The 2,867-nt window shown below is 25.5% G+C and carries 3 protein-coding genes; 2 read left to right on the top strand and 1 reads right to left on the bottom strand.

Annotated elements, in window-relative coordinates; genetic code table 11:
- Positions 1-25 precede the first annotated feature (25 nt).
- Entirely contained in the window at positions 26-1,630 is a 1,605-nt protein-coding gene (locus ACX0KU_RS16070) for a recombinase family protein (RefSeq protein WP_472992616.1), read from the bottom strand.
- 100 nt (positions 1,631-1,730) lie between these two features.
- Here ACX0KU_RS16070 and ACX0KU_RS16065 point away from each other — a divergent pair, with 100 nt between their 5' ends.
- Positions 1,731-1,922, top strand: a complete 192-nt coding sequence (locus ACX0KU_RS16065) for a hypothetical protein (RefSeq protein ID WP_472992614.1) — start codon at positions 1,731-1,733, stop codon at positions 1,920-1,922.
- A 119-nt stretch (positions 1,923-2,041) separates the two neighbouring features.
- A complete protein-coding gene (locus tag ACX0KU_RS16060; RefSeq protein ID WP_472992612.1) occupies positions 2,042-2,785 on the top strand; it encodes an ion channel in 744 nt (247 codons plus the stop codon).
- Positions 2,786-2,867: the final 82 nt, after the last annotated feature.

Below are 2,867 nucleotides of genomic sequence, written 5' to 3'. Positions count from 1 at the left end.
AGACACTAAAATGCGATAGTTTATTTTACACAGAATTATTAGGATTATAGAGTCGAATCTCTATTTCTCCAATATCACTATTCCAATAGATGCTATGAACTAGGGAATTTATTAATAAACGCCTAGAATCTATATTATCAACAAAATTAAAAGTAGATTTTAAAGTATCTAAGCCTTCAATAAGTGTTTTTATATCAAATAAATTAGATTTTTTTGAAAGTTCATTTTCTTTTATATGTTCTAAATGTTTATTTAGATTTTTAATTTGTATGTTTAAATCTTCTATCTCACTTATAATATATTTTGATACAGAAACATCATCTAATGTAGAAAGCTTTTTAACTAAGTTTCCTATAGATTTTTCTTTTAAGATAATTTCACTTTTTATACCTTTAATTTCATTGTATAGAGTATTGTAATTAGATGAATCTTTTTTATGAGCTTTAAGAAATAAGAGAAGATTAGACATATTTAAATTATTAAATTTATTTATTATAGCTTCTTCAACTTCGTCAACTCTAATATTTTTACTGTTACACCTAGTACCATTTGAGTTATCTTTTGTACTACAGACATAATACAAATACCTCTTTCGAGTAATATTACTAATATGTCCATGTTTAACTAGCATATTAGATTTACATTTAGAACACTTTATAAGACCAGTGAGTAATGAAACTGAGGAAGTACTCATTCTTGGAGCTTTATGCTTATTATTATCAAGAATACTTTGAACTTCAAGCCATTTATTAGAATTAATTATTCCTTTGTGATTAGATACTGCAGCAATCCACTCTGAAATATCTCTTTTTATTTTTATATTTTTACTTTTATTATAGGTAAGAATACCATTGCCGTTAGGTTCTCCAGATACGTTCATCCCCAAATTAGTTAAATAATCTAAAACTTTTTTAGTAGACTTAACATATAGGGGATTTCTCAGTATAAGTTGAATTTTTTTCTTTGTCCAATCGCTTCCAAGCTTAGTCTTTATACTATTAGAAAACATATACTTATAAACTTTGTTAATAGAATTATATTCTAAATACTTATCATAAATAATTTTAACAGTTGTTAATTCAGAAGGAATAGGTGATAGTTTATGCATAACTCTTTCTTTAAATTCTGAATCCATATATTTAACTTCTTCACTTTCAAAACCAAGAGGGGTTTGACCTCCAAGCCATCTACCGGTTTTAGCGAGTTCAAGCATGTTATCTCTTATTCTTTCAGCAATAGTTTCTCTTTCAAGTTGAGCAAAAACGGAGGCTATATACATCATTGCTCTCCCAAGAGGAGTGGAGGTATCAAATTGTTCTCTAATTGATATAAAGTTAATTTTAAGGTTTTCTAGCTCGTTTATAAGATTTGAAAAGTCACCTATATTTCTACTAATTCTATCTAATCTATAGCATATAAGAATATTAAATTTTTTATTTTGTGCATCTTTTAATAGACGTTTAAATTCAGGTCTGTTTAAGTTGCCACCTGAGAATCCTTCATCTTCATAAATTAAATATTCTTCTATATTTAGTCTACTTCCATACTCTTTGCATAGTTGAACTTGATTTTCAATAGAATCACCTTTTCCAGTAAATTTAGACTTTCTACTATATATAGCTGCTTTCATAATAGCTCCTAATTTTATTGCTTTATACTAATATTTTATGTTAAGAAAACATATAAAATTAACATGTCAAAACATTTTAGTGAAAGGAGTCTTAATTAAGTTGAAAAATAGAAAGATTAAAAGCATAAATATGGTGTATCCTGATACTAAAGATATGCGTGAAAATCTTTATCAAAGCTATAATAAAACTCTTGCTAAAGTGCTTGTTGATATACTTCCAGTAGAATATATAGATATACTTATATCTGAGCTTGAATATAAGGAAACACAAGAAAAAACTATATCCTCATAAACAATGTAATATGCTTTTATGAATTTTTATTAAATTAATCTATTGTAATAAATTTAAACTTCAACGTATATATTTAACTATATATACGTTGAAGTTTAATTATATAAGGAGATGAGCTTTTGGTAATATCGATAGTTAATGCTACTAAGGCTATAATAAAACAATTATTAGCTATAACCAATAGTGTACCAAGAAGCTTTAGTTTATTTTCACAAGTATTTTTATTCTTTTGTAGTCTTTATATTATTGGTCTTATAATAAAAAAACAAGATAATATTATAGATAAGTTTATGATAAACTTTCTTTTTTTAATATTAGGAACTGTTATTGTACTAGCTGAACTATATTTATTTATAAATATAAGTGATGAGCCTATGTATCTTAGAGAGCCAATAGCATTTAGCTTACTATTTATATCAGCTTTAATAATATTTATGCTATACAATATGTATTTTATCTGGAAAGACATAAACAAACTAAAGAATATTCGAAGTCTACACGGAAAAATCATATATAATAATAGATTTGGTTTATTCATATTTAATATATTATTTGTTATTCTTATAGTAATTTCTGCTTATGGATTTATGTATTACATAATTAATAATATTCCTTCAAATATGACACTAGATCTTAAAGGTAATTTTTTAGATAGCGGTGTGAAACGCAGATTTGGAGAATGTATATATTTTAGTGCAGTTACTTTTTTCTCGGTTGGATATGGAGATATAGTACCAAAAGGACTATTTTTTTGTAGTATAGTGATTTTAGAAATGATAACATCTTACTTAATAGGTATAGTATCTATTCCTATTCTTCTTTCTATACTGAATGAAAATTCTAGAACAAATACATATATCTAAATAATATAGATAACCAGTAGGTATTTTATCACCTACTGGTTTTGTAATTATATCGCATTTTGGTGTATAAACCATGTCCTTG

This window comes from Clostridium sp. X, from assembly GCF_055755365.1.
The sequence above is the reverse complement of the archived record's forward strand: the minus strand, read 5'-3'. Positions and strand labels throughout refer to the sequence as shown.

Bases quoted from the DNA above. Each gene is read 5' to 3' on its own strand.
- ACX0KU_RS16070 (WP_472992616.1), bottom strand. From the start codon at position 1,630: ATGAAAGCAGCTATATATAGTAGAAAGTCTAAATTTACTGGAAAAGGT.